This is a genomic window from Dehalobacter sp. DCM, from assembly GCF_024972775.1.
Lineage (GTDB): Bacteria > Bacillota > Desulfitobacteriia > Desulfitobacteriales > Syntrophobotulaceae > Dehalobacter.
On the sequence record NZ_CP092282.1, the window covers coordinates 2,133,547 to 2,159,171 of the forward strand.

Annotated in this window: 25 protein-coding genes, 1 tRNA gene and 1 pseudogene; 20 read left to right on the forward strand and 7 right to left on the reverse strand. The window is 44.8% G+C overall.

Annotated features, from left to right (window positions below; all coding sequences use genetic code 11):
• Positions 1–13 precede the first annotated feature (13 nt).
• From LPY66_RS09940 to LPY66_RS09955, 4 genes are all read left to right on the forward strand, one after another.
• On the forward strand, positions 14–2,335 hold the full coding sequence (locus LPY66_RS09940) for a molybdopterin-dependent oxidoreductase (protein WP_337987910.1): 2,322 nt from the start codon (positions 14–16) through the stop codon (positions 2,333–2,335).
• A complete protein-coding gene (locus LPY66_RS09945; RefSeq protein WP_337987911.1) occupies positions 2,322–2,669 on the forward strand; it encodes a 4Fe-4S binding protein in 348 nt (115 codons plus the stop codon). The genes LPY66_RS09940 and LPY66_RS09945 overlap by 14 nt, the downstream gene beginning before the upstream one ends.
• A gap of 137 nt (positions 2,670–2,806) precedes the next feature.
• Positions 2,807–3,082, forward strand: coding sequence for a hypothetical protein (locus tag LPY66_RS09950; RefSeq protein ID WP_337987912.1), 276 nt, complete (start codon positions 2,807–2,809; stop codon positions 3,080–3,082).
• A 93-nt stretch (positions 3,083–3,175) separates the two neighbouring features.
• Positions 3,176–5,290 carry a sigma-54-dependent Fis family transcriptional regulator gene (locus LPY66_RS09955; RefSeq protein WP_337987913.1) on the forward strand — a complete coding sequence of 705 codons (2,115 nt, stop codon included), beginning with the start codon at positions 3,176–3,178 and terminating at the stop codon, positions 5,288–5,290.
• 359 nt (positions 5,291–5,649) lie between these two features.
• On the opposite strand, the gene rd is transcribed toward LPY66_RS09955, so the two are convergent.
• Together rd and LPY66_RS09965 are read right to left on the reverse strand one after the other, a co-directional pair.
• Positions 5,650–5,811, reverse strand: coding sequence for a rubredoxin (gene rd, locus LPY66_RS09960; protein WP_337987914.1), 162 nt, complete (start codon positions 5,809–5,811; stop codon positions 5,650–5,652).
• A 106-nt stretch (positions 5,812–5,917) separates the two neighbouring features.
• Positions 5,918–6,559: a LexA family protein gene (locus LPY66_RS09965; RefSeq protein WP_337987915.1), complete on the reverse strand. Its 642-nt coding sequence runs from the start codon at positions 6,557–6,559 to the stop codon at positions 5,918–5,920.
• A gap of 94 nt (positions 6,560–6,653) precedes the next feature.
• On the opposite strand from LPY66_RS09965, the gene LPY66_RS09970 reads away from it, so the two are divergent.
• The 11 genes and pseudogenes from LPY66_RS09970 (at position 6,654) to tatA (ending at position 16,664) form a co-directional block, all read left to right on the forward strand.
• A complete protein-coding gene (locus tag LPY66_RS09970; RefSeq protein ID WP_337987916.1) occupies positions 6,654–6,998 on the forward strand; it encodes a helix-turn-helix domain-containing protein in 345 nt (114 codons plus the stop codon).
• 340 nt (positions 6,999–7,338) lie between these two features.
• Positions 7,339–7,677, forward strand: a complete 339-nt coding sequence (locus LPY66_RS09975) for a toprim domain-containing protein (RefSeq protein ID WP_337988063.1) — start codon at positions 7,339–7,341, stop codon at positions 7,675–7,677.
• A gap of 357 nt (positions 7,678–8,034) precedes the next feature.
• Positions 8,035–8,823, forward strand: a complete 789-nt coding sequence (locus LPY66_RS09980; protein WP_337988064.1) for an electron transfer flavoprotein subunit beta/FixA family protein — start codon at positions 8,035–8,037, stop codon at positions 8,821–8,823.
• Positions 8,824–8,838: 15 nt separating this feature from the next.
• Entirely contained in the window at positions 8,839–10,035 is a 1,197-nt protein-coding gene (locus tag LPY66_RS09985) for an FAD-binding protein (protein WP_337987917.1), read from the forward strand.
• 19 nt (positions 10,036–10,054) lie between these two features.
• Positions 10,055–12,100 carry a heterodisulfide reductase-related iron-sulfur binding cluster gene (locus LPY66_RS09990; protein ID WP_337987918.1) on the forward strand — a complete coding sequence of 682 codons (2,046 nt, stop codon included), beginning with the start codon at positions 10,055–10,057 and terminating at the stop codon, positions 12,098–12,100.
• Positions 12,101–12,378: 278 nt separating this feature from the next.
• Positions 12,379–13,125, forward strand: coding sequence for a hypothetical protein (locus tag LPY66_RS09995; RefSeq protein ID WP_337987919.1), 747 nt, complete (start codon positions 12,379–12,381; stop codon positions 13,123–13,125).
• A 76-nt stretch (positions 13,126–13,201) separates the two neighbouring features.
• Positions 13,202–13,939: pseudogene (tatC, locus tag LPY66_RS10000) on the forward strand (twin-arginine translocase subunit TatC); the annotation flags it as partial.
• Between the two features lie 215 nt (positions 13,940–14,154).
• Entirely contained in the window at positions 14,155–14,481 is a 327-nt protein-coding gene (locus LPY66_RS10005) for a twin-arginine translocase TatA/TatE family subunit (RefSeq protein ID WP_337987920.1), read from the forward strand.
• A gap of 3 nt (positions 14,482–14,484) precedes the next feature.
• Positions 14,485–15,453 (forward strand): polyprenyl synthetase family protein, encoded by a 969-nt coding sequence (locus LPY66_RS10010; protein ID WP_337987921.1) that lies wholly within the window; start codon positions 14,485–14,487, stop codon positions 15,451–15,453.
• Positions 15,454–15,561: 108 nt separating this feature from the next.
• A complete protein-coding gene (locus LPY66_RS10015) occupies positions 15,562–16,359 on the forward strand; it encodes an SDH family Clp fold serine proteinase (protein ID WP_337987922.1) in 798 nt (265 codons plus the stop codon).
• Positions 16,360–16,460: 101 nt separating this feature from the next.
• Positions 16,461–16,664, forward strand: coding sequence for a twin-arginine translocase TatA/TatE family subunit (gene tatA / locus LPY66_RS10020; RefSeq protein ID WP_337987923.1), 204 nt, complete (start codon positions 16,461–16,463; stop codon positions 16,662–16,664).
• 130 nt (positions 16,665–16,794) lie between these two features.
• Here the strand turns inward: tatA and LPY66_RS10025 are convergent, their stop codons facing one another.
• The 4 genes from LPY66_RS10025 to LPY66_RS10040 form a co-directional block, all read right to left on the reverse strand.
• Positions 16,795–17,226, reverse strand: coding sequence for a CBS domain-containing protein (locus tag LPY66_RS10025; RefSeq protein ID WP_337988065.1), 432 nt, complete (start codon positions 17,224–17,226; stop codon positions 16,795–16,797).
• Positions 17,227–17,435: 209 nt separating this feature from the next.
• Positions 17,436–17,576, reverse strand: coding sequence for a hypothetical protein (locus LPY66_RS10030; RefSeq protein WP_337987924.1), 141 nt, complete (start codon positions 17,574–17,576; stop codon positions 17,436–17,438).
• Between the two features lie 48 nt (positions 17,577–17,624).
• Positions 17,625–17,750 (reverse strand): hypothetical protein, encoded by a 126-nt coding sequence (locus tag LPY66_RS10035; protein ID WP_337987925.1) that lies wholly within the window; start codon positions 17,748–17,750, stop codon positions 17,625–17,627.
• A gap of 338 nt (positions 17,751–18,088) precedes the next feature.
• Positions 18,089–18,649: an epoxyqueuosine reductase QueH gene (locus LPY66_RS10040; RefSeq protein ID WP_337987926.1), complete on the reverse strand. Its 561-nt coding sequence runs from the start codon at positions 18,647–18,649 to the stop codon at positions 18,089–18,091.
• A gap of 165 nt (positions 18,650–18,814) precedes the next feature.
• Between LPY66_RS10040 and LPY66_RS10045 the strand changes: the two genes are divergently transcribed.
• The 5 genes from LPY66_RS10045 to LPY66_RS10065 all read left to right on the forward strand — a co-directional run bounded on the left by LPY66_RS10045 (position 18,815) and on the right by LPY66_RS10065 (position 23,733).
• Positions 18,815–20,203 (forward strand): MATE family efflux transporter, encoded by a 1,389-nt coding sequence (locus tag LPY66_RS10045; protein WP_337987927.1) that lies wholly within the window; start codon positions 18,815–18,817, stop codon positions 20,201–20,203.
• A gap of 101 nt (positions 20,204–20,304) precedes the next feature.
• Positions 20,305–21,348, forward strand: coding sequence for a calcium/proton exchanger (gene cax, locus LPY66_RS10050; protein WP_337987928.1), 1,044 nt, complete (start codon positions 20,305–20,307; stop codon positions 21,346–21,348).
• Positions 21,349–21,397: 49 nt separating this feature from the next.
• Positions 21,398–22,537 (forward strand): glycerate kinase, encoded by a 1,140-nt coding sequence (locus tag LPY66_RS10055; RefSeq protein ID WP_337987929.1) that lies wholly within the window; start codon positions 21,398–21,400, stop codon positions 22,535–22,537.
• A gap of 21 nt (positions 22,538–22,558) precedes the next feature.
• Positions 22,559–23,533, forward strand: a complete 975-nt coding sequence (locus LPY66_RS10060; RefSeq protein ID WP_337987930.1) for a D-2-hydroxyacid dehydrogenase — start codon at positions 22,559–22,561, stop codon at positions 23,531–23,533.
• Positions 23,534–23,646: 113 nt separating this feature from the next.
• Positions 23,647–23,733: transfer RNA gene (locus tag LPY66_RS10065), tRNA-Leu, on the forward strand.
• Positions 23,734–23,840: 107 nt separating this feature from the next.
• Here LPY66_RS10065 and LPY66_RS10070 read toward each other — a convergent pair.
• Positions 23,841–25,490: an IS1182 family transposase gene (locus tag LPY66_RS10070; protein ID WP_337986596.1), complete on the reverse strand. Its 1,650-nt coding sequence runs from the start codon at positions 25,488–25,490 to the stop codon at positions 23,841–23,843.
• Between the last annotated feature and the right edge of the window lie 135 nt (positions 25,491–25,625).

The window sequence follows — 25,625 nt, forward strand, 5'->3', positions numbered from 1 at the left end:
TGGAGGTCAAATTATGGCTTACGAAATATCGGAATATTATCAGAAGCATAAAGGGGAGTCCCAATGGCAGGACGGAGAATATACCTGTACGCGGACAACCATGTGGACCGGACCCGGCTGCCACAATGGCTGCGGTGTTGTCTATTATACCAAGAACGGCAAAGTGGAAAAAGTCGAAGGCGATCCTTACAATCCGTTCAACTTAGGCAAACTCTGTATGCGCTGCCTTAATTATGTTGAAGCGGCATCCAGTCCGGAGCGCTTGAAATGGCCATTAAAAAGAGTCGGCGAACGCGGTGAAAACAAATGGGAACGCATCTCCTGGGATGAAGCCTATGATCTGATCGTCAAAGAAGTTCGTCGAATTCAAAGTAAATATGGGCCGGAATCCATCGTCGCCATGGAAGGAACAGGCCGGAACGTCATCTGGCAAGTCCCCTATCTCTGCTATGCCGGTTTTGGCAGTCCAAACTTTACTTTAGGCTTCTTAAGCGGCGAATCCTGCTCGATGCCGCGCTTAGTTACGGAAGCGGTCATTCAGGGAGACTTTTCCTTCGGGGACTATTCCGCCCATTTCCCGGATCGGTATGATAATCCTACATGGAAAGTTCCGGGGGTTATCTTGATCTGGGGACAAAATGCGATTATCTCCAATCCGGACAGCTCACTGGGACACTGGATTGTCGAATGTATGAAACGCGGATCAAAACTGATTGTTGTTGATCCCATGCTGACTTGGCTTGCGGCGAAGGCCGACTATTGGCTTCAGGTCAGACCGGGAACGGATGCCGCCTTGGCCATGGCAATGAATGATGTCATCATCAAGGAAGACTTGTATGACCATGATTTTGTTGAAAAATGGACAGTAGGATTCGATGAATTCGCAGAACGGGTTGCTACCATGCCTGCGGAAAGAGCTGCTGAAATCACCTGGGTACCCAAAGATATCATTGAGGGAGCCGCCCGTTTGTTTGCCAAAGCAGATGGGGCTGCAACTACCTGGGGTGTGTCCGTGGATATGGCCGTTGCAGGCGTTTCTGCAGCCCATGCCATCACCGGCTTATGGAGTATTACCGGCAACCTGGATAAACCCGGCGGCCAATCGATTATTCAATATGCCTATGACCTGGGGATGGCCTATGACTATGGTTTGGAAATTCTGTCGGAAGAAGTGAAAGCTAAACGTATCGGCAATGAACTGCCTCTCAAACAAACCGGTTATGGAGCAACAGCCCACTCCGATACATTATTGAAACAGATTGAGAATGGCGGAAATCCCTATCCTATTAAGATGTTCTGGTTCCAGAGCACCAATCCAATTGCCAATATGGGAGCAGAAGCGCCGCGTATTTATAAAGCTATTAAATCTACTGAATTCAATGTCGTCGTAGACCTGTTCATGACACCGACAGCGGTGGCTTGCGCCGATCTGGTTCTCCCTTGTGCCATGAGCAGCGAGCGCTGGAGCAACCGAAACTGGTGGATGCCGCTTGCCGGAATCCGAAAAGTTGCAGAATATGAAGAGGCAAAATCGGATGAACAGCTTATTCTGGAACTTGGTAAGCGTTTAAATCCGGAAATGTTCCCCTGGAAAGATGATAAAGAATGGAACGATTGGATCATCAAAGAGCAAGGCAGCAAGGCGGGGATAACCTATGATCAACTCAACGACATGATCTATAGCTATGATCACTTTGAGTATTACAGATATGAAAAAGGACTTCTCCGCAGGGATGGACTGCCAGGTTTCAATACCCTTTCCGGTAAAGTGGAGCTGAAAATCGGCTTATTTGAATCTTGGGGCCTCGATCCACTGCCCTGGTACCAGGAACCGCCGGAAAGCCCCTATTCCACACCTGAGCTTTTCAAGAAATATCCGCTCATTCTGACTACCGGCCACCGTTCCTGGGAATTCTTCCATTCCGAGCACCGGCAATTAAAATTAAACCGTGAATTTCACCCTGATCCGCTGATTAAAATCAATCCCGAGACTGCTGCCAAATACGGTATCAAAGAAGGGGATTGGGTGTGGGTAGAAAATTACCGCGGTCGCTTCAAACAGAAAGTCAAATTCGAAGAACTGCATCCTCTCGTCGTCAATGCGGAGCACGGCTGGTGGTTCCCGGAAATGGAAGGTGCCGAACCTACCCTTTTCGGTGTATTTGATTCCAACAGCAATAACCTAACCACCATGTGTCAAAACGGTCCAACTGGTTATGGCGCACCGTATAAAAACCAGCTCTGTAAGATTTATAAAGTTACTGAAGAAAACAGCAAGATATTACCGTCAGAGCAAGTAACGAAATTGGGAGGGTTCAACTATGTCTACAAATAATGAACGTTACGGATTACTCATAGACTATGATTTTTGTACCGGCTGCCATACGTGTGAAACCGCCTGCAAAGTAGAGCACAAACTGACCCACGGTCAATGGGGAATAAAGCTTTCACAGGACGGTCCCCGCAAACTGGAGAACGGCAGGTATGAATTTACCTATGTTCCCATCCCTACCTCCCTCTGCGACCTCTGCGAAGATCTGGTGAAAGCAGGGAAGTTCCCGACCTGCGTTGCTCACTGTCAGGCTGATGTAATGAGCTATGGGCTGGTAAAAGACCTGGCAAAAAAAATGGCGGCTAAACCCAAAATGGTATTGTTTGCGCCTAAATAAAATGGATTAGCGTTAACGACTCTTCAGGGTCATTCATGATATAAATGTGAGTGACCCTGATCGTCATTTAAAGTAAATAGAAATCATTTTTTATAATTTTGGAAATACCCATCTAAATAAAGAAAGCAGGGATGTTTTTGGGTTGTTGGGTCTGTAATCCGTTATGCGGCCGCTGCAGAAAAGAAGAAAAGGCGCCAAAAAAATGCCCTAACTGCGGCACCTTCCATATTCGGGGATTCTACCAGAATAATCAATGCAATCATTGCGGGTCTGATTTGGGAGACGGAAGTCGGGAAAGTGTTCATTGTTTATATTCCGGATTAATGTGCAGTACACCCTGCAAACGGTATCGCATTGCCCTCCCGAACGGGATGTTGAATCCGTGTATAAAACATAAACCGAATAAAGCATAGCGATTGGATATGCTAAAAATACGATTGTACACAGCATAAACACTTTTAAATAAATAAGTATTTCTAAACGTTTAAAGGAGGGGTATAATAGGTGTGAATGGGAGTATATGTAAAGAATGGGTGGTCACTATGTTCCAACCCCTAGAACACATGCTCAGCACAGTCATGAAAACGCAACAAAATTCCTATTGCAGCTATATCAATGAAAACACGGAAGTTATTAATGTTATTGAAAAAATTCGCAAACAAAAGTACGATGTGCTGCATGGGTATATCACGCCAAATGAGGCGGATCTTGTGCGTCCGCAAATTGTTGAATCCTGGATTCGATCTTATGACCTAGGCCTCGATCTTTTTAAACCGAACCCGGCACCGGAACTCGATCAGGCTGATTTTGCAGAAATCTTACAAGAAAAAGAACTATTGCTAAAAACAGCACGATCGTATATCTTGCAATTAAAAAATATGATGTATGGTTCCAATTGTATTATTATTCTAACCGATGAGAAAGGTGTCATTTTAGAAGTTGTAGAAGCCGAAGACACAATCATGAATGAAGATTACCACATGAAACCCGGCGAGGTTTGGAATGAATCGACGGTGGGGACTTGCTCCCACGATTTATGTATCCGAATGGAAAGTCCGATTCAAATATGCGGCCCAGAGCATTATTGTGAGGGCTTTAAATATACCATTGCATCCTCTGCGCCAATTTTTGATGAGAATGATAATTTAATCGGGACACTCAATATAGCCAGTCAGGACTACTGCGGCCAAAATGCACATACCCTGGGATTAGCTGTCAGTATGTGTTGGGCCATTCAAAATGAGTTGCGGTCAAAGGATAATAACGAGCTTATTCATGCGACACTTGAGGGTTATCGTGATGCCGTCATTACTATTAACAAGAAGAAAATAATAACGAAATATAACAAATTGGCAGAATCCTTCCTAAGTCTGAACAAACAGAATTTTGCGGAGAGGCGAATAGAAGAAGTAATGGGTTTCCAGCCCAAAATTGATTTCGTATTAAATACCGGCGAACCCGTGGTGGGTGCTGATATCATTATAAATAAATCAATGCATAAGTATGTTCTTCATTCCATTCAACCGATAAAAAATTCCCATCAGTTTGTAACCGGATGCGTGTTGAATTTATGTACCTATCCGCAAGGCAAAAAAGATGCTGCCCATGTGGAAAACAGCGAAAATCAACGAGCGACCGTTACCTTTGATCATATCGTCGGAAGCTCCCCCCAAATTATTAATACAATCAATTCAACAAGGAAGTTTGCTTTAATCGGAGCCAATATTTTAATTGAGGGAGAAAGCGGTACCGGCAAAGAATTGTTTGCTCAGGCTATACACAGTCAAACTCGACCTAACAGCCCCTTTATGGTGCTGAACTGTGCCGCCATCCCTAAAAATCTGATTGAAAGTGAACTTTTTGGATATGAAGGCGGCGCATTCACCGGTGCTGAGCGACAAGGCAAACCGGGTAAAATCGAGCTGGCTAATAACGGCACGTTGTTTCTGGATGAAATTGGAGATATGCCGTTAGAAATTCAGCCTGTATTATTACGGGTCCTGGAAGACCGTACCATCATGCGGGTCGGTGGCAGTAAATATATCCCTATTGACTTTAATCTAGTCGCAGCAACGAATAAAGATTTATTGGATTTAGTACGCCGCGGGCTGTTCAGAGAAGATTTGTTTTATCGATTGGCGGTTTTCAGAATAAAAATTCCCCCACTGAGAGAAAGAAAAGTGGATATCGTAAAACTGGCTATCCATTTTGTAGAGAAGGCAGCGACTTATCAGACAATCCCAGTCCCCCTCCTCAGCGAAAACACAAAAGATATTTTAGTTAAATATGGTTGGCCTGGAAATGTGAGACAACTGGAAAATGCCATGGTCTATGCCGTCAACATGTGTTCTGGCGGAAAGATTTTGCCGGATGATTTACCCGGGCAAATTAAAGATTCCTTCGAGTCAGCCTTCGACGATTTTTCCGGCCCGAAGGGAGAGGAAAATGTAAAAAAAGACAGCGACTTCTCTCTTCAGGAAATGGAAAGGATCGCCATTATGCAAGCGTTGCAGCAAACATCAGACAATATCGGGAAAGCAGCTAAAATTTTAGGTTTAAGCAAAAGTACCCTTTATCGTAGAATAAGGAAATATAACATTAAAATAGATGTTAAACAATAACTTAAATTTAAATTTGGACTTCCCAATAATCGACATAAAAACAGAACAGAGAAAAATACAAAAGGATATCTCACGTATTGTTAAATTTTCCTCTTAAAATTAGTGGATTCTTGCTGAAAATCTGATGCGCCTCTATGAGGAGTATTGTTCCAAGCTGCCGAACGCATCCGATGAGGATTCAAATTCCCAACCGGGGGGAATTTGACTTACACCCAGGCTCTCCTCCTACTGGGGTTACCGGCAGAGATTACAGCTGACAAATTCGTTCCTTCAAATATATGGTCTGTATGCGATATAATGCAATGATAAAGCAGTGCAAGACGTGTAATAGAAAAAGGACAGACATTGATATGCCTGTCTTATTTAAGTTCATCAAATTCATCCTTTCCCACGAAACAAATCGGGCATACCCAATCGTCAGGGATATCTTCGAAAGGTGTTCCGGGAGCAATACCGCTGTCGGGATCGCCTTGTTCCGGGTCATAAATATAACCGCAGGGAATACAGATGTACTTTGTCATGGTATCACCTCGCTTTACAATTATTCACATTTGGCAGGGAGGTCTAGTATCATAGTATGTTACTTATCACGCGTCATTCAATGCATTGTACTAAAATTAAATCAAACTATAACTTCCGCTTAAGTCCCTTAATTTTACCAACGATGCGGATACGTTCCATTTCCTTGCCGGTAAATGTACGGGACGGGTATACCGGGTTGGCTGATTGCAGGGTAATGCTGTCATTGTGTTTATAAACTTTGTTCAACGTACCCTCTTCATTTTCAATGATGACAACGGTTAAATCGCCGTATTCAATTTCATTCTGTTCACGGACAAGGACTAAGTCCCCGGGCAGTATTCCCTCATTAATCATCGAATCGTCTTTTACTTTAAGGTAAAAATAATTGCCTTCTGCCTTATCTTCCGTGTCCATTTTTTCTGAGCCAAGCAATTCCTCATAGGCGAGCCCGTTAGGTACTGCCTTGACAGCGCCGACCACCGGTATGCTGATTTGCGTATCAATGTATCCTGCCGCGGCCATCAGCTGATTGTAAGGAATTTGAAGTCCCTCGCTGATTTTCATCAGGATATCGGGTTTGGGTGTACTGCGTGCGCCGGTCTCGATTTGCGATAAATAGGCGTTGGATACGCCGGAGCACAGACTGAGCTGCCGAAGGGACAAGCCGTTTTTCATGCGGAGTTCTTTTAGATATTTCCCAAAATCTCTTTCAACCATGGGCAGCCGGAGACTCCTTTTTGTTAACATTTGTTACCACATCATTATAGACCAAATCAGATAAAATGTATACGAATAGAGCTGAAAGAAGGGTTGCTTGCAAATGTTAGCAAGGTGGAATATAATGGACAAAAAAGGGGATGGTGGATTAATGAAGCTAAAAATAAATCGTGACATGCTGGTTTTAAAGCGGATTGCTTTAGGCTATAGCCAACGGGGATTATCGAAAGAACTCGGTCTGAGTTCTTCATATATCTCTCAGGTTGAGTGCGGAAAACGGAACGTAAGCCCTAACGTTGCTTTAAAGATCTGTACCGTGCTCAAGGTTGAATTGGAGACTCTTTTTTTTGTTCCAAATGCTTGCAAAAGCGAACGACAGGCTAATCTGTCATCCGCAGCTGATCATATTGAGGGCAGCGGCAGAGTCAAAGAGAGAAAACTTGCCTGGTTTGAAATTCTGAAATACTGAAAAAATGGAAAATTGATGAGATTCACGCCAACCGTATGTTTTTTTTGATCGGAAGCACACTAAGGCGTGATGGGTCCAATAACGAAAAGGAAGGGTTTTAAACATGGGTAAACATAAAAAGAATCCCCGGCCAAAATCGTCGGAGACAATCAGGGATCCGCATTATACCGAATATGATACCCATAAGGAGCGAAATATCCAAACGTCAAATAAACCGAGTCATTCTTAAGCGTAAAGTAATAAAAAGATCCGGAATTACCGGGTCTTCCTATTTTTACGTATTGAAATAATAACGTATTGCAGTTATTGTAGTATAAGAAAAGAAGTGGTGAGAATAGCAATGACCAAAGCCATCATCGTTGAAGGGAAAACAGATCGCGAGCGGCTGCTGGAAGTACTTGACGAGCCGGTAGATATCATTTGCACTTATGGCACAATGAACCAGAGTCGATTGGAAGAGTTAATCGACGAGTCCGGTTATGATGACATATATGTTCTGCTTGATGCCGATGAATCCGGAAATAAACTCCGACGCACGATAAGGAATCTCTTTCCGAATTTTAAGCATTTATATACCCGGAAGATGTACCGGGAAGTAGCAACGACGCCGCTGGACGAGCTATCTGTGATCTTAAAGAACGCGTATTTTGATGTCAAAAATCAGAACAAATTCGATTAATAATCAAAAACCATGCCAGATAACTATTTGCAATTCAAAATAGGTAGATTTATTTGATATTTTGGCGAAAAGTTATTGTATTGTTTTTTTTTATTTGGTATGATTTAAAAAGTATACTCTTTGACATATGGCTACAAAATATTGGAAAGTGTTTTCCATGATCAGCATGAGGGCAATATCTTTTGCTGGCATTTTCTTACATGTGAAAGATATCACATTACGTGTTTGATTTTGTTACGCCTACTCTGATGCCATGCGTTTTAGTCATTGAGTAAAGGGGACAGCAGACAGTACACACACGGATGAAGCACCATGGACGCACAGGAATTCAGCACGAAGGAAAGGATGAAAAAAGAAGTGGAAATCGTAGTTTGTATTAAACAAGTACCGGATACCACGGAAGTAAAGATCGATCCGGTCAAAAACACGCTGATCCGCGACGGTGTGCCTAGTATCGTCAATCCGTTTGACGAGTATGCCACTGAAGCTGCTATTCGCATCAAAGAACAAGTAGGCGGGAAAGTAAGCGTTTTGACCATGGGACCACCGCAAGCGGGGTCTGCGCTGCGCAAATGCCTGGCAATGGGTGCCGATGAGGGAATCCTTATCAGCGACAGAGCAGTTGCCGGAGCTGACACCTGGGCAACCTCCTATACATTAGCGAAGGCTATCGAAAAGATCGGTAAGCCGGATATCATCTTCTGCGGAAAAATGGCCATCGATGGGGATACGGCTCAAGTAGGGCCTGGTATCGCCGAGCATTTGGGCCTTCCACAGACCACCTATGTCCAAAAAATCAGAGAGATCCATCCTGACCATCTGGTCGTTGAGCGCGCCTTTGAAGGCGGTTTTGAAGTCATCAAAGTAAAATTGCCTGCTGTCATCGCTGTGGACAAAGCAATAGGCGAACCGCGCTATCCCAGTGTTAAAGGATCGATTAAAGCATCCCGAGCTCCGATCACGACCTGGTCGGCAGCCGATATCGGTGCTCCTCCAGACAAAACCGGACTGAATGGATCCTGTACGCAGGTTATGCAGATTTTTACACCGGAAGTGAAGTTCCAGAGTGAAATGCTTCAGGGCAGCAGCCCCGAAGAATTGTGTGACCAGCTCATTGGAAAACTCAAAGCGACAGAATTGGTGTAAAGGGGGAGCAGGAAAATGAGCGTAAAGATACTTGAAAATCTATGTAACGGCTGCGGCGCCTGTATTGCCAAATGTCCGTTTGATGCCATTGAGATCGTTGACGGCATCGCTAAGTTTAAAGATAATTGTACCGGCTGCGGCGCCTGCGGCAAAGCATGCCCGAGTAATGCCATTGAAGTCACCCGCAAAGCCAAAAAAGCGCCGAAGAATAACGCGGACTATAAAGGTGTATGGGTCTTTATTGAGCAGCGCGGCGGCAAGATTGACAGCGTCGCCCTGGAACTCTTAAGCGAAGGACGCAAGCTGGCGGATGAGCTGAAAGTTGAACTGTCAGGCGTACTCCTGGGAGACACTGTCGAAGGATTAGCCAAAGAATGCTTCGCGTACGGGGCCGAGAAAGTATATTTGATCGACGGTCCTATCTTTAAAGATTACCGTACGGATTCCTATACGACAGCAATTTGTGAAATTATTAATGAATATAAACCGGAAATCGTTCTGTTTGGCGCCACCAATAACGGTCGTGACTTTGCGGCGCGTATTGCGGTGAGAATCACCACCGGACTGACTGCGGACTGTACGGAACTTTCCATTGACCCGGAAACACGTCTGCTGCGTCAGACCCGTCCTGCCTTCGGCGGAAACGTCATGGCAACCATTCTTTGTCCGAACCATCGTCCGCAGATGGCTACTGTGCGTCCCAAGGTCATGAAAATGTCTGAACCGGACTATACCCGCACTGGTGAGATCATCCGTTGCAGCAATACGGTCAAAGAAGAAGATATTACGACTAAGATTCTGGAAATTGTACAAAACGTCACCCATAATGTCAACCTCCAGGATGCGGAAATCATCGTATCCGGCGGCAGAGGCATCGGCGGTCCGGAACATTACCATCTGATCACCGAATTAGCCGACGCTCTTGGCGGTGTTGCCGGGGCATCCCGTGCTGCTGTCGATGCCGGTTGGGTTCCTCATTACCGTCAGGTAGGCCAAACCGGTAAAACGGTTTCGCCCAAGCTGTATTTTGCCTGCGGTATTTCCGGCGCGATCCAACACTTAGCCGGTATGAGCAGCTCCGAAATCATTGTAGCCATCAACACGGATCCTGAAGCACCGATCTTTAACGTGGCGACATTCGGAATCGTCGGCGATCTCCATAAAATTCTGCCGCTGCTGACGCAAAAGATCAAAGAACTTAAAGGAAAATAAAGAAAGGAAGGTGTAGATAGTGCTTTCTTCAAAGCTGATTATATTCGTGATAATTGCCGTACTGGCTGTTGTCGCTTTTGCTACCGCATTAAATAAAAAGCTTCACATTCTGGGCCTCGGTGCCAAAGAAAACCGGTATGACAACCCGGGAACTCGTTTTAAGAACTTTATGGCCAATGTCGTATTCCAAGGCAAAATGCTGCGTGAATTTTACGGTGTTATCCATTTGTTTATCTTCTGGGGCTTCATCCTGATTTGTCTGGGTGAGATTCCTTTCATGATTGAAGGATTATTCCCGTCAGTCCATGTTCCGTTCTTAGGAACCAACCCGTACTTTTTCTTGATTAAAGATATCTTTTCTACCCTCGTTTTTGTTGGACTGATCATCGGTGTCATCCGTCGGTGGATCGTTCGTCCGAAACGTCTGTACCGGACGCCCGAAGCAGCAATCATCGTTATTCTGATTTTTGCTGTTATTATCACCGAATGGCTCACCAGCGGTGCCAAGGTTGCTCTCGAAGCGAATCCTGCTTACAACCTGGCGTTCATCTACCAGCTGTTTGCCGGCTTGTTTACCGGGTACAGCGCGGAAACGTTGTCCGCTCTCATCGAAATCTTCTGGTGGATTCATATTCTCATTATCTTCGGCTTCCTGGTGTATATCCCGAATTCCAAACACATGCACCTCTTAGCTTCACCGTTTAACGGATACTTTGCGACACTGGAGCCTATGGGTGCGCAGATTCCGGCGATGAATCTCGAAGATGAAAACCTGACCGAATATGGTGTCGGCAAAATCGAAAACTTTACCTGGAAACAGCTTCTTGACAGCTTCGCTTGCGGCGAATGCGGACGCTGTATGGATAATTGTCCGGCAACACAGTCCGGGAAACCCTTGAATCCGAAAAAACTCTTAAGCCGTACCTTAAAAGATCACCTGCTGGAAAAAGGCGCCGAGATGAACAAGCTGGGCATTAAACATGCCGAAGACTTATCGGCCGACGATATGGCCAAACTGGTGAAAAAAGATCGTGAAGGCGCTCAGATTCTTCAGAAACAGCTGATCGGCGATATCTTCACCCGGGACGAGCTGTGGGCATGTACCACCTGCTCGGCTTGCCAGACCTTATGTCCGGTATCCAACGAACATGTCAATAAAATTATTGATATGCGCCGTTATGAAGTGATGAATGAAAACAACTACGCACCGGAACTGCAGTTAGCATTCCGTAACGTGGAAAGTAAATTCAATCCGTGGGGTGTCAGCTGGAGCGAGCGTGCAGGCTGGGCCAAAGGTCTTGATGTCCCGTCTATGAAAACTGCGGAGAATCCGGAATACCTGTTCTGGGTCGGCTGTGCCGGTTCCTTTGATAACCGCGCCAAGAAAATATCAGTATCGGTTGCCAAGATCCTTAAAGCTGCCGGCGTGAATTTCGCTATCCTGGGCAGAGAAGAGAAATGCTGCGGTGACTTCGCCCGTCGGGCCGGTAATGAATATCTCTACCAGCTGATGGCCAAAGAGAACATCGGCATCCTAAACAACTATGGTGTGAAAAAAATCATCACAACCTGTCCGCACTGCTTCAATACCCTTAAGAACGAATATCCGCAATTAGGCGGAAACTTCGAGGTCATCCATCATACCCAATTCATCAATCAGCTGATCCAAGAAGGCAAACTGAAGCTGAACAAGGATGTCCAAATGCCCGAGCAGAAGATCGTTTACCATGACTCCTGCTATCTGGGCCGTTATCAGCGCGAATTTGACGCACCGAGAGCACTGTTCAATATGGTACCGGGTGTTCAACTGGTTGAAATGGATCGCAACCATGACAAGAGCTTCTGCTGCGGCGCCGGTGGTGCACGCATGTGGATGGAAGAAAATATCGGTGACCGTATCAATAACCTGAGAGTCGAACAAGCTCTGGAAAAAGAGCCTGCGGCCATTGGTGCCAACTGCCCGTACTGCATAACAATGCTGGAGGATGGCGTTAAGGACATGGCTAAATCGGAGCAAAATGTCCGCGTTCTGGATCCGGCCGAACTCATTGCCAAGATGATCTAATCACAATAAGATTTAGAAAAGGAGACGAAAGGAGACAACGCGATGTTGACTTCGTCTCCTTTTTCATGCGGCAAAAATAGCATTTGCCTCAAGCAAAACATTTTCTGCAAAATATCCTCTCTTTATCGATAGGATTTTGGACTTTTAGAAAAATTTACCTACTTTATGCTTCTGTTTATGTATATAATAGGATAGATAGGCATTCATTTTGATTTTTTTTGCCGAATAGACTACAATAACAGTTAATGGCATATCCGAGGTGTCCAGGAGGAATTCAGTTGATCGAAGTATGCAGCATCGAATACGGACTAGCGACAGTGGAAAGTGAAATGAATAAAGAAATTCGGTTTAGTGAATCCCGCTTAGAGGACCTTGTTTCTTTATCCATGACGACGTTGGACAGGCGATTAAACCCAGCAATAGTGATTGCGGTCAGTTGTATGACCGGTAAAATCAATCGAGGGATTATCACCCTGGCTAAGGTCGCTCAATATCTTTTTTTATCACACAAAATCCACGCATTGGTTACCGATGATGATTTATCCGAATCAGCCAGGCAGTACCCGGTACTTACCGGAGATATCATGCTGGGACATACACTGAAAAAAGTCTGTGATCCGGAGATATTTCCTTATGCGGACCAATTCGTTAAATTGATCAAAACGATCAACGAAGGCGTACTCTTAAGGTGGCGGTATAAAAGTAAAGTGATTCCGCTAAAAGACCATGAACTTATCTTAAGTAAAGAAAAAGCCTCATTAACAGCGCTTGTTGCCAGATTAAGCGCAAAGCTTTCAGGAATGCCTTCATATCATATCGAAAAAATAGAGAAATTTGGTTATGATTTGGGTATGGCTTGGGCTGCATCGGAAGCGGCGGCTTGTCAATCCCTTTATCAGGAACATCTTAACCGGGCGGAAGCGATTCTTAATTCGCTTCGTGATCATGTGCCAGTAAAACCATTACAGGAAATCATGGATTTCTTTAAAGCTGAAATAGCTGATAATATCACCATTAAGGAATGATGGCGTTATTTTGTGTTGCTGCAGTTGTGATGTAGAATAGAAGATAATTTCAATAAGTAATGGGGGAGAAACATCCGTGAAGCGTAGGAACAAAAAAAATTCTGAAATGCCGCTTCTGGGACATATTAAAGAATTACGCAAGGTTTTTCTTATTGCGATCTACGCCGTCGCCTTTGGAACCGTTGTCGGGTGGATTGTGAGTGATTATGTTTACCGGTTTCTGGCTGACCCTATCACCCGCATCAGTGGGGTTGCCTTTATTACAACAACGCCAATGGAACCGGTACTTGTCAAACTGCAAGTATCTGTCGTCTCGGGGGTAGTGATTGCTCTGCCGATCATTCTCTGGCAGATCTGGAGCTTTGTGATGCCCGGTCTCAAGAAGAATGAGAAGAAGTATATTTACTTTATTGTGCCTGCCTCAGTGATTTTATTTTTAGGAGGTGCTGCCTTTGCTTACTACGGTGTTTTGCCGATATGTCTGAAATTTCTTCTGTTTGCTGGCAGCAGTTCCGTTGACTATACGCCGTTTTTAACGAAGGCCTCGTACTTAAAGTTTATTTTGACCTTCATGATAGCTTTCGGTGTGGTTTTTCAATTACCGGTGATCTTACTCATCCTGATGCGTTTAGGATTTCTTTCACCGAAAACATTGGCAAAGTACCGGAAATGGGCTTTTTTTGCCATTGTTTTACTCACTGTGCTTTTATCGCCGACACCCGATTTGTTGACACAGTTCTTAATGGCAGGTCCGATGTATTTGCTTTATGAAATCAGTATTTGGATCGGATTCTTAATCACCCGGGAGAAAAAGGTAAAACCATCTAAAAAAATACCAGAGGCAAAGGCGTCAGTTAAAAAACCAGACGATAAAAAAGCAAACGACGCATTAATTTCCGAAGGAAACAAGATAGAAGAAAAAGCAGAGGAAGCTAGGTTATCCGATGAAGATAATCCAGCGGATGAAGATAGATTTTCAGATGAGAAAACCGTAACGGCAACAAGTAAAGCAGGGGAGGGACAAGTAGAATGAGCATGACCGAAATTGCCTTGGTTATCGTTGTTGCCTTGATTCTATTTGGCCCTGAAGATCTGCCGGTCGTTGCGCGTGCTATTGGCAAAGTAGTCGGTGAGGTCCGAAAATACACCGATGAAATAGGGCGGGAGTTTAAAAATGCCATGAATGCGCCGGATGAAATGATCAACCAGGCATTTAAACCTTCGTCAAAAGTGAATCAAACCAATGAAACACCAGCTGATAGAGAGAATTCTAAGAAATTCATCGAGGATGATGAGGAAGAATTATTGACATACGACGATCCGGTGATTCAGAATGATACACGAGCGGGTGAATAGAATTTGAAACAGCAGAAGTTTTTCCGAGAAATTAATTCGGATTTAAAGAAAATCGAAAAAGAACTTGATAAATTTTTAAAAGTGGATGACCCTCTGTTTTCGCAAACGTGCCTATATCTTTTACAAGCGGGCGGAAAAAGGATTCGACCGGGCTTTACGCTTTTAGCCGGGAAATTCTTTGATTACCGACTGGAGAAGCTCATGCCCGTCGCTATGGCCTTGGAAATCATTCATATGGCCACGCTGATCCATGACGACGTTGTGGATGCGTCACTGACCCGTCGGGGAAGACCCACGCTGGCCGCAGGGTGGGGCAATACCGTATCCGTTGCTACCGGCGACTATCTATTTGCTAAGGCTCTTGAACTGATTGTTAGAATCGATAATTCAGAAATATCCAGCATATTAGCCGATGTATGCATAGAAATGTGCCAAGGCGAGATCCAACAGATTAAATCCGCCTTTGATACAACGCAGACGTATAAACAATACTATTACCGTATCCAAAGGAAAACAGCACAGCTGATCAGTCTATGCTGTAAGCTCGGAGCGAAGGCTTCCGGTGCCGAACCAAAGCAGGTTTGGTTAATGAGCAAATATGGGAATTCTTTAGGCATCGCCTTTCAAATGGTGGATGATATCCTGGATTTAACGGCGGATCCGAAAGCGCTGGGGAAACCAATCGGCGGTGATATCCGCCAGGGGATAATCACGCTTCCGATGATATTTGCCCTCAAGGATTCACCCCAAAAAGATCGGCTCAATGAATTGCTTGGGAAGCAGATCAAGTCCGAAGCAGAAGTTGAAGAGTGCATCACCCTGATTATTCAGTCAGGCGGAATCGAGAAATCACGAAGAATTGTTGAATCCTATATCACCAAATCCAAGAACTACCTCGCTGGGTTTCCGGATATTCCGGCGAAAGAGGCATTGATCGAATTAGCCAAATACATGAGTGAAAGGAACCATTAACCGCAAATATTTGCGGTTTTTTTATTGGGATACAGACACTTTCGATAGTAGAAAATAATAGTATATTATACATTAATTACCAATAACAAATTGAGGGGCTGTATATCGTTGAATGAGAAACAAAAGAAAATCTTATTGGAGAGTATAGAAACGATTCGTGATTCTAAATTGCTTGTTTATTTTTCTTATACACCTCTTGATGACAGCATTCTTGTTCCGCTTTATCAGGAGTTAAATAAAGTCGGGAAAACCCAAAAAATTGACTTGTTCCTTCATAGCTACGGCGGCGCCGTGGACACCCCGTATAAAGTCGTGATGCTGATCCGGGAATTTTGCGAAAAGTTTTCAGTCATCGTCCCGTTTTCTGCAAAGTCTGCGGCATCGATGATCGTACTCGGAGCGGATGAAGTGGTGATGGGTCCTATTTCAGAACTGGGACCAATCGATCCGTTAGTCAAGCATCCGTCTTACAAGGATTTCTGGATACCTGTTCAAGCACTGCGCTGTTGCTTTGAATATATCGAAGAAATTATTGATAACACCGTTAATCCGGAAGTATCTGAAATCATCGTGACATCCATGCTGAATAAGCTTGATCCATGGCTGATCGGAGATTATGAGAAAGCATTAAAAGCCTCACGCCAATACGCAGAATCCCTATTGTCCAAATATATGCTGAAAAATGATCCGGAGAAAGTAAAAACGGTGACCAAGAACCTGACCAATGGTTATTTCTCACATGGTTACCCCATCGGTCGCGCTGAAGCTCGAGAAATGGGGATCAATGTCACTTACGCGCAAGGAGAGCTCTGGGACCTCATCTGGGAATTATACCTTCATTATCAATCGATCTTTTCACACGATAGTGCCAGCAATTTTTCATTCTATTCCGCTGGCGAATTTTAGTTTTTCTAAAATGAATGAAGTTATTTTGTCGCGGCAATAGCTTTTTTGCTGATTTTATGCTATAGTAAACGTTGCTAATATCAGTAAAGGAGGGTGGCTGCATGCAACCGATTTTTGGTATGATATCACCTTGGGCGATTGTCGTTGTACTGGTTATTGTTCTGATTATTTTTGGTCCTGGAAAACTTCCCGAACTGGGGAAAGCCATGGGCAAGGGGATAAAAGAATTCAAAGAAGCGACGACCGATGAGGACGCTGCGAAACCAGCATCCAAAGATTCTGTCGAGGAGAAAAAAGAAAGCTAATATATCATCAATTTCGATGGCATTTATCCATAATATTAAGGACGCTAGAAGGCGTCCTTAATTGCATTACATTTCTTATGCTTTTCGCTTGTCTTTTGCAAGCTATTTGCTTTCTTTTTTGATTGTTGTGTTAAATTATTTTTACCGTAGATATTTTTTCAGTGTTAAGTATTCTGGCACAATATTCAATTATTTCTCTTCTGCGGACGATCCCGATGAAAACACCCTGGTCGTCCGTCACCGGTACAAAATTCTGCTGGATCGCTCTGGAAATCAGATCATTGATTTGGGCATTGATTGAAACAGGGGTGTTTTGGGTACGCTGATCAATTTCTTCTAATCGGATTTTTTCTGTATTACTGAAGGTAAGATCCGGTGTGTTTTTTAGTTTCCAGAGAAGGTCGCCTTCTGTTATTGTTCCTGCATAATACCCTTTGGCGTCGACCAGCGGAATAGCAGAGTAACCATGATATTCCATTCGTTCGAGAGCCTGACGCATTGTTGCTGTTTTCTTAAGAAAGATGACGTCTTTTTTGGGAATAAGGAAAAAAGCAATGTTCATGGAGCCTAACCTCTGATTCATATTTTTTGTGCGAAAGAATGTATATATTAAATAATTCCATATCCGTATTCGATTTCCTTCATTTCCTTCGACCTATTTAATATATCTTATGATGATTAAAGTATACTTAGAAAAGAGAAGGTCATAATGAAATAATAAGTAAAGGCGCGGACAAATACTTGCCGCGCCCCAGAAGATCAGATAGTGATTTAGAAGATAACACCGAGGGCAATCAGGATAAGAATCGCGATCGCAATGATGCCAACGCCGACACCGCCGTAAAACGGAGCAACAGGAGCCACCGGTGCTACCGGGGCAACAGTTCTGCAGCAACATCCATAATTGTACATTGATTTGCCTCCTTTATACCATGTTTTATTTGAGATAAGAGTTATTCTTTAGAATACGATCCCCAGAGCAATTAAGAGCAAAATGATGACCGTGACAATGGCAATACCGCAGAGATTGGGATTGCAGCAGCATCCGCCACCAGTACCTTCCGCAACTGTACCTTCAAAAGCCATAACAGACGACACCTCCTGTAGAATGGTAAATATTGGGATATGATGCAATATATGCCGGTGTGAATTATTTGGTGTTCGTCCGGTATCAATCTGTAAAATATTCACCGCTAATGGCATAACCATGGCAGAAAATAAGTACTTCCTGCGACCGATAACGCTTCTGATTAATTCTTCTAAAAATAATTAGAAGCTCCCGCGTCCGGGAGCTTCTTGCGCAAAGTCCAAAGACAACTGGCGACTAGATTTTATAACCTAGACTACAATTATCTAGAGACTCTTCATTAAAAAATTACCATGGAAAAGCCTTAAAGTCAACGATTATCAGTAAAAATATACAGTTAAGTTTTCCCTGTTTTGGGTGTTACGCTCAACGAATACACACAACCGCAATATTGCTGACGGTAAAACTTTTCGATTCTGGCGATCTCAGTGGCTTTTTTATAACCATCTTTCTTCTTGAAGTCCCGGGATAGAAAAAGTATTTCGTTTTTGGCGGCAATCCACTGACCTATTTCCAATATGACGCTGCTATTTTTATGCGGGCTGACAGTCAGGGTAGTAGTAAACGATTTAAAATCATTTTGGCGGGCATAGGAGGCCGTTTTCTGAAGTCTCAGTGCAAAGCAGCGGGTGCATCGCGATCCGCGTTCGGGCTCGTTTTCCAAGCCACGGGTACACGCAACCCATTCAGCGGTATCATATTGATCTTCCACGAAGGCAATACTTTTTGATGCAGCAAATTGCCTTAGCTCATCGCGGCGAAGAAAATATTCCGATTCGGGATGAATATTCGGATTCGAATAGAAGATCACCGGTTCATAATCAAGGGACAATTGCTCCAGGACATAGCCTGAACATGGCGCACAACACGCATGCAAGAGGATTTTTTCCTTAGTCACGGCTTAGCTGCCTCCTGAAAAAGATTTATCAACAACAGGATTGGAACCTTGCGAAAAAATTATATGCCTCTCGGCCATGGAAAGCAAGAAATTTCTAGTTGTTAATTGGCCGATATTTTGATAAAATATTCCATTACCAACTTATATTACTAGGAGTTTTTAGAAATGAATAATCATGTTCAACGAATCGGAGAAGAAAAGGTTTCAAAGTTACTATTCAAATTTTCAATACCGGCAATCATCAGTATGCTGGTGAGTGCGATGTACAATATAATTGATGCGATATTTATTGGCCACAGTGTAGGCCCTCTGGGGATTGCTGCGGTTACAGTCGCCTTTCCTATCATGATGATCCAAATGGCTTTTGGCTTACTGGTAGGGGTCGGCACGACGACACTCGTATCGATACGGCTTGGAGAACAAAAACACGACGAAGCGCAATCGATCCTCGGTAATGGATTCGCGTTGGTTCTGATAATTGCACTGATTGTGAGTATTGCCGGGCTTATTTTTATTGAACCGCTGCTTCAGCTCTTCGGCGCCAGTAGCGACGTCATGCCCTATGCCAAGGATTTTACAACAATTATTTTGGCGGGTTCATTTTTCATGACCACCGGCTTTAGTCTAAACAGCCTTATCAGTGCCGAAGGAAAGCCGACGAAGGCGATGATTTTGTCGGTACTGGGGACGTTGATCAACCTCGGTCTGGCCCCATTATTCATCTTTGTTTTGGGATGGGGGATACGCGGTGCAGCTTTGGCCACGGTGATTGCACAGTCCATAACAGCAATTCTTATCGTTTCCCATTTTCTTAGACCAAACAGTTATCTTAAGATCCTCCTCCGTAATATGAAATTGAAAAAAGAATTAATTATCAATATAATGGCAATAGGGAGCGCTCCTTTTCTGGTTCAGTTGGCCCAGTGCGTTTTAAGTGCGGTGATGAACCAGAGCCTTCTCGCTTATGGCGGCGATGTAGCCATTTCCGGTTTAGGAATTATCTATCGGATCATGACTCTGATATTCCTTCCTGTTTTGGGTATCAGCCAAGGGGCTCAACCGATTATCGGCTACAATTATGGTGCTTTGCAGTACCAACGGGTAAAAAGAACGCTGGTCCTGGCGATATCCGCTGCGACGATTATTTCTACCGTCGGTTTTATCTTGACCAGGGCCATACCAACCCAGCTGATCATGCTCTTTAACGATGACCCGCAGCTTGTTTCCTTCGGTACCAATGCGATGGCCATATTCCTGTTCTGTCTGCCCATCCTGGGGGTTCAAGTAATCGGCTCCAACTACTTCCAGGCTATCGGGAAGCCGAAACATGCCATGGTCTTAAGCCTTTCCAGACAGGTATTGATTTTAATTCCCTTACTTTTAATTCTGCCCAAATATCTACAGCTCCAGGGTGTTTTGATTGCCGCACCGATCTCGGACTTTTTGTCCACAGTCATTACGGTTATTGCCCTGGTTTACGAAGTGCGCCGGCTGAATCAAAAGGAGAATGACCTTGTCCGGATCAATACGGAAGAAGGAAATGTACTTTCTTGAGCTAGAGAATATAATAAATAGATCGGTGCGCATTATAAGTAAATCGATAAGAAAAATAATAAAAAATATAAAAAATTTTACTAAATGGGAAGGACATAACAATGAAAATTCTACGCATCATGTTGATTTTTGTTCCAATCAGTATTCTAGGCGAATTCCTGCACTGGGCGCCAACGCTGATGTTTGCTCTGTCTGCCTTGGCCATTGTCCCATTGGCAGGCTTGATGGGAGAGGCCACAGAAGAAATATCGTTCTATAGCGGACCGAAGGTAGGGGGGTTCTTAAATGCCACATTCGGTAACGCCACTGAACTAATCATAGCCTTTTTTGCGCTTAGAGCAGGACTGTTTGAAGTGGTGAAAGCCTCCATCGCCGGATCAGTCATTGGTAATATTCTGCTTGTTTTAGGGCTGAGTATGGTTTTTGGCGGTATAAAATACAAGACACAGCAATTTAATCGCAGCGTCGTCGATAATAGTGCCAGTATGCTTCTTTTCGCGGTTATCGGTTTGACGATACCCGCCATTTTTACCCATACCCTGGATCCGGCACTGCTAAACACAAAATACGAAGGACTGAGTGTCATTGTCGCCGTGATTATGTTCATTATTTATATTTTGAGTTTGTTCTTCTCATTTTTTACCCACCGAGATATTTATTCCATTGATCATTCTCAGGAGAGCGAACCAAAATGGTCCATGAAAAAAGCGATTGGGGTACTCATCGGCGCCACCGTGTTCATCGCCTTTGAGAGTGAGTTCTTGGTCAGTGCAGTAGAGCCTATGACAACGACACTGGGCCTCAGTGAGTTCTTTGTCGGGATCATTCTTATTCCAATCATTGGAAACGCGGCCGAGCACAGCACAGCCATTGTTATGGCAGTGAAGAATAAGATGGATGTTGCTGTGGAAATAGCGATTGGTTCCAGTCTGCAGATTATTTTGTTCGTCACGCCCGTGCTGATCTTTTTAAGTCTGCTCTTTACGCCAATGAGCATTGTGTTCAATGAATTCGAGTTGATCGCGTTGATCTTTTCTGTATTGATCGCTAATAGAGTGGCAACAGACGGGGAATCGAACTGGATGGAAGGCGTTCAGCTTGTGGCCGTATACCTTATTATTGCGGTTGCTTTCTTTGTCCTCTAAGTCCGCTTCATACAGACAACTAGAACGATGTAACGGGGGTATGGCGCGGATGAAAGTGGTTATTGCACCGGACTCATTTAAAGGCAGTCTCAACGCGATAGCAGTTGCCAGAGCAATGGAGAAGGGAATCCTTCAGGTGGATCCGACGATCCAAACACGGCTTATCCCCATGGCCGACGGCGGTGAGGGCACGGTAGACGCTGTCGTGACGGCACTGGGAGGCAGTATTGTTCCGGTTCGGGTCAGCGGTCCGTCAGGAATACCGGTGGAATCTTTTTACGGTGTCTTACCGGACAGCAAAACAGCCGTGATTGAACTGGCTGCGGCGTCGGGCTTGAATTTACTTTCTGTGGCAGAACGAAACCCGCTTTGGACAACGTCCTACGGGTTCGGAGAGCTGATAAAAAAGGCGTTGGATGATGGCGCCCGGAAGCTGATATTGGGCATCGGCGGCAGTGCCACCAATGACGGCGGTGTCGGTATGGCTCGCGCGTTGGGGGTCAAATTCCTGGATAGGAACGCCGGAGAAATCGCTCCCGGCGGCGGAAATCTCAGTGAACTGGACCGCATTGATGCTTCGGGCTTGGATGATAGATTAACACGTACCGATATCGTTGTTGCCTGTGATGTGACGAATCCGTTATGCGGACCTCAGGGAGCGTCAGCAGTCTATGGACCGCAAAAAGGCGCCACACCCGAAATGGTCACGCGTTTGGATCGAAATTTGTGTCACTATGGTGAATGCTTAGCCAGAAGTACCGGTCATGCGGTAAAAGATATCCCGGGAGCCGGTGCAGCCGGGGGTGTAGGCGCTGCCTTGATGGCCTTTCTGGGCGCTAAGCTGCTCCCAGGTGCCCAAATCATTATGGATATAGCCGAATTGGACCGCGTGCTGGATGGTGCGAATTTCGTTTTGACTGGGGAAGGCAGAACTGACAAACAAACGCAATTTGGCAAAGTGCCGATGGCCATCGCCAGCAAGGCGGTAAACCATCATATTCCGGTTGTTTGTTTATCGGGGGCAATTACTGAAGATGCCGCATCACTCTATGCCTATGGTTTTTCCGGGATCTTTAGCATTGTTGAAGGACCTATCAGCCTGGATGAAGCGATGCAGGAAACAGCGCCTTTGCTGGAACGGGCAGCGGAACGAATCCTGCGGTTGTTTCTTGCTGGTATCAAAAGGTGACCACTGCTCATGGAGGAAGATATGAAGATTGTCGTTTTAGATGGTTATACACTGAATCCCGGGGATATTTCCTGGAATAAACTTGAAAGCTTAGGGGACCTCACAGTCTATGACCGTACGACCTATGACCTGAACAATGATGATGCGGTGATTGCGCGTATTGGCAATGCCGAAGCAGTTTTTACGAATAAAACACCGATAACCCAGAACGTCATTGAAAAAGCGACTCATTTAAAATTTATCGGTGTCTTAGCCACCGGATATAATATTGTCGATGTGGCGGCAGCCGTTAATAAAGGGATTACAGTCACCAATATCCCGGCTTACGGAACAGAATCTGTGGGGCAAATGGCCATTGCTCTTTTACTGGAAATGTGCCATCATGTCGGCGCGCACAGTGAATCCGTCAAAAAGGGGGAGTGGTCAAGTAATCCGGACTGGACATATTGGCAATTCCCTTTAATCGAGCTGTCTGGAAAAACCATGGGGATCATCGGCTATGGCCGGATCGGTCAGGCAACAGGACGAATCGCGCAAGCCATGGGGATGAGCATCCTGGCCGTTGATACCTGTCAGGATGCGTCACTGGAAGGTCCAACCATGCGTTATACTGATCTGGATGACTTGCTTCGCCAATCGGATGTCATTGTCTTGCATTGCCCGCTTTTTGAAAGCACAAAAGCAATAATCAATAAAGAGACAATTGCCAAGATGAAGCCGGGAGTCATGATTGTCAATAACTCCAGGGGGCCGCTGATTGTTGAAGCAGATCTGGCTGAGGCTTTGAATAGCGGTAAGATTGCCGGGGCGGCCTTGGATGTCGTTTCCACCGAACCGATCAGGCCGGACAATGTGTTGCTTAAGGCTAAGAATTGCATTATTACGCCGCATATATCCTGGGCTTCTTTAGAAGCTAGACAGAGGCTCATGTCGATTGCCGTTCGCAATTTAGAGACATTCATTGCCGGGGCACCGGAGAATGTGATAACGAAATAACGAACGCGGTTGAAGGAATATTCGCAATATAAAAATTTATTGATTGCCAAAGATTTCTGCTCAGTTGAGGTTGACAAACCATGACGGCATTTAATATAATGTAATCTGTCAATGCGGACGTGGCGGAACTGGCAGACGCGCTAGTTTCAGGTACTAGTGGGCTCACGCTCGTGGAGGTTCAAGTCCTCTCGTCCGCACCATAATTCGTCTGAAAACCCGCTAACCATGCGGGTTTGCGGTTTTTTAAAACAGGAAATTCCTGTTTTTTTGTTTATCTGGGGAACAAAAATAACAAAAAAAGAGGGGATCACCCCCTCAACGCCGCCACTAACCGTTTGGTTCCTACCATATTGATGGCTCGTCGTAAATTGTAGGCAAGGAAACTAAGCCCCAGCTCGCCTGTGGTTTTTTCTATGCCCTTACATAACAGGTAATGTGCTCCATGGTACCACTTGACCGTACCAAAAGGATGCTCCGACAGACATAACCGTAATTTTTGCATTGGAATGTCATCGCGAATATGTAGAATCACTTTCTTTTTCGTATTGCGTTTGAGAAGCTTGAACGCATTGTAAGGGGTCTCCGACACCGGATACACCTGTAAAGGATGATGGGATGAGCCGTACATCAGAACAGGAATATATTTCGAATCCGGTCCAAATTGAACCACCTTGTAATTCTTTCCCGAGGTGCAGCGGTTGGTGCAAACCCGGCAAGCATGGCGGTTCTGGTAACGGGCATTGCCGCCTCTGTGAGTTCGTACCCGAGTTAAAACACAGCCCATAGGGCAGGTCACCGTATCGTTTTCATGGCGGATAAAACAACTGAGCTGGTCTTGTTCTTGGACTTCAATCTCCATGATGGTGTTTTCGTAACATTGAGGCAGAACGCCGGCTTTAAGACAGCGCTGAATGTCTTCGGGTTTGGTCGAATTTCGATCGTCTTCAGAGATGGTGGCTTCTTCATGCTCCAAAACCAACAGACGCTCATCCTTATCGGTTTTAAGCCCGACATGGGGAATAATCCCGTTCATCACGCATTGCCTGATCTCCTCTTTGTCGTCATACCCTTTATCTGCGGCGGCATGAATGGTTTCTACACCAAAGGTCTCCTTGGTATTCTGGGCAACTTTCGTCAGGTAGTTGTAATCGTTGCAGGAATTAGTCACTTCATATTCGGCGATCAGATGACTGGTTTGATCGACCGCCGTTTGCACGTTGTAGCAACAGGCATAACCGTCTTTGGTCCGCATCATTCGGGCTTCGGGATCCGTGGTTAAGAGCTGCGTTTCTTCGGATTCCTTTAATTCCTGTAAATAGGTTTCATACAGTTCCTGACGCTTTTTTAGTTCGGCCAATTTTTCTTTAATTTCGCCGGAAGCGTATTTTGCGGTTCCCGGATCATCCTGATCAGCTTGATCCAGAGCGTTAAGATAGTTGGTGATGTTTTCTTCGATACGCAAGAGTTTTTTCTTTAAAATTTCTTCATTATACATTTTCTTGCGACCGTTGACGGCTCTGAATTTGGAGCCGTCGATGGCAATAAGTTCCCGTTCATAGAGTTTAAGATCCAAGCATATTTTAACAAACGCTTTAAAGACGTGTTTGAGCGCTTTAGCATTGTCTTTGCGAAAGTCGGCGATGGTACGGAAATCGGGTGTGAGGCGGTTTAGAAGATAGAAGAGTTCGATATTGCGTCCGCATTCGGTCATCAGTTTCCGGCTGGAGCGGATACGGTTAAAGTAACCGTAGACGTAGAGTTTAAGGAGGGCTTTGGGATCATAGGGAGGCCTGCCGGTGGCAGCCGGGTGGGCATGGGTAATTCCGAGTTCAGAGAGGTTGAGGTGGTCGATAAAGGCATCAATAACACGCACCGGGTTATTTTCATCGATTAGTTCCTCCAGGGTTGAGGGGAAGAGATGTTGCTGGCTTCGATCTTCGCCGGAGATGTATCCCATAGTGACCTCCAATAAACGGAAATAAGGTGTTTATAGGAGTATTATAGCATAAAATGGAAAATAATGGAATACATCTAAGGGGTTTTCGGACAGTCTGACCATAATTCGTCTGAAAACCCGCTAACCATGCGGGTT

Excerpts from the sequence above, each read along its gene's own strand:
- LPY66_RS09940 (WP_337987910.1), top strand. The coding sequence starts at position 14 with ATGGCTTACGAAATATCGGAATATTATCAGAAGCATAAAGGGGAGTCC.
- LPY66_RS09965 (WP_337987915.1), bottom strand. The coding sequence starts at position 6,559 with ATGTTAACAAAAAGGAGTCTCCGGCTGCCCATGGTTGAAAGAGATTTT.
- LPY66_RS10060 (WP_337987930.1), top strand. The coding sequence starts at position 22,559 with ATGAAGATTGTCGTTTTAGATGGTTATACACTGAATCCCGGGGATATT.
- rd (WP_337987914.1), bottom strand. The coding sequence starts at position 5,811 with ATGACAAAGTACATCTGTATTCCCTGCGGTTATATTTATGACCCGGAA.
- LPY66_RS10005 (WP_337987920.1), top strand. The coding sequence starts at position 14,155 with ATGAGCATGACCGAAATTGCCTTGGTTATCGTTGTTGCCTTGATTCTA.
- cax (WP_337987928.1), top strand. The coding sequence starts at position 20,305 with ATGAAAATTCTACGCATCATGTTGATTTTTGTTCCAATCAGTATTCTA.
- LPY66_RS10045 (WP_337987927.1), top strand. The coding sequence starts at position 18,815 with ATGAATAATCATGTTCAACGAATCGGAGAAGAAAAGGTTTCAAAGTTA.
- LPY66_RS09945 (WP_337987911.1), top strand. The coding sequence starts at position 2,322 with ATGTCTACAAATAATGAACGTTACGGATTACTCATAGACTATGATTTT.
- LPY66_RS09970 (WP_337987916.1), top strand. The coding sequence starts at position 6,654 with ATGGACAAAAAAGGGGATGGTGGATTAATGAAGCTAAAAATAAATCGT.
- LPY66_RS09975 (WP_337988063.1), top strand. The coding sequence starts at position 7,339 with ATGACCAAAGCCATCATCGTTGAAGGGAAAACAGATCGCGAGCGGCTG.
- LPY66_RS10070 (WP_337986596.1), bottom strand. The coding sequence starts at position 25,490 with ATGGGATACATCTCCGGCGAAGATCGAAGCCAGCAACATCTCTTCCCC.
- LPY66_RS10055 (WP_337987929.1), top strand. The coding sequence starts at position 21,398 with ATGAAAGTGGTTATTGCACCGGACTCATTTAAAGGCAGTCTCAACGCG.
- tatA (WP_337987923.1), top strand. The coding sequence starts at position 16,461 with ATGCAACCGATTTTTGGTATGATATCACCTTGGGCGATTGTCGTTGTA.
- LPY66_RS10025 (WP_337988065.1), bottom strand. The coding sequence starts at position 17,226 with ATGAACATTGCTTTTTTCCTTATTCCCAAAAAAGACGTCATCTTTCTT.
- LPY66_RS10035 (WP_337987925.1), bottom strand. The coding sequence starts at position 17,750 with ATGGCTTTTGAAGGTACAGTTGCGGAAGGTACTGGTGGCGGATGCTGC.
- LPY66_RS09985 (WP_337987917.1), top strand. The coding sequence starts at position 8,839 with ATGAGCGTAAAGATACTTGAAAATCTATGTAACGGCTGCGGCGCCTGT.
- LPY66_RS10030 (WP_337987924.1), bottom strand. The coding sequence starts at position 17,576 with ATGTACAATTATGGATGTTGCTGCAGAACTGTTGCCCCGGTAGCACCG.